Here is a 1,034-nt window from a genome sequence, read left to right as displayed (position 1 = left end):
GAAAGGTTGCCGTAGAGGCAGGACTTCGTTACGAGCATGTCAACTTCAAATACACAGAAAATGGACAACTCAAAGAAGACCAAAGCAAGACTTACAACAACGTGTTCCCTTCTTTGGCTATTTCTACAGAGATTGGAAAAACGCAATTATCATTGAGCTACACAAGCAAGACTCAACGTCCATCATACGATGACCTTGACGGAACAGTCAGCTATGTCAATCGCTTGACCTTGGAAAGTGGCAATCCTTACCTATCCCCTATGAAGATTCATTCTGTTGAGTTGATGGGTGCATGGAAGCAATTCTTTGCAAAGGTTTCATACGAACATAGGAAGGATGCCTTTATCCAGACTACGAAATCTTATGGCGAGGATGGAGAGGTAAAGTTGCTGACCATGGAGAATACTCCAAAGATTGATGAACTACAAGCATTTGTTGGCGCACAATTTAAGGTTGGCATTTGGGAACCTAAAGTGAATGCAGGCATCATCAAACAGTGGTTCACTGGCGAATATATGGGTGAACGCAAATCCTTCAGCAATCCTTTGGGAATCGTGCAGTTCCAGAATGCCATCCATCTGCCTGGCGACATTTGGATGAATATCGATATGGAATGGAACAGTCGTGGCAACAAGGACAACATGAAGCTAAGTTCTTCCTCATACCTTAATACCAAGCTTTACAAAGCTTTCTGTAAGAACCGTTTCTCCGTGTCACTTGAAGCCAATGACATTTTCGACAAGAGCTACCGTGATGTAACATTCTACAACAAGGATGTCACACTTTGGCAAAATATGACAAGCGATAATCGTGCCTTGCTCTTGACATTACAGTATAACTTCAATACATCAAGAGACCGTTATAAGGGCAAGGGTGCAGGCAATGAAGAATTGAGTCGTTTCTAAAAATTAAAAGAGGTATCCGAAAATCTTTAAAAGAGTAGAAATATGATTTCAATAAAACGTTATGGCAGCAGGTGTTCGGATAGTCTATGTCCGAACACCTGCCGTTTGTTTTAGGATGCATATTGTGTT

Annotated in this window: 1 protein-coding gene; it reads left to right on the top strand. The window is 41.5% G+C overall.

Annotated elements, in window-relative coordinates; translation table 11 throughout:
- Window positions 1–905, top strand: a 905-nt coding sequence (locus tag KSW37_RS15615) for an outer membrane beta-barrel family protein (RefSeq protein ID WP_217315377.1), incomplete at its 5' end; no start/stop codon positions are given.
- Window positions 906–1,034 lie beyond the last annotated feature (129 nt).

The organism is Segatella copri (assembly GCF_019127135.1).
Taxonomy (GTDB): Bacteria; Bacteroidota; Bacteroidia; order Bacteroidales; family Bacteroidaceae; genus Prevotella.
The sequence above is the reverse complement of the archived record's forward strand: the minus strand, read 5'-3'. Positions and strand labels throughout refer to the sequence as shown.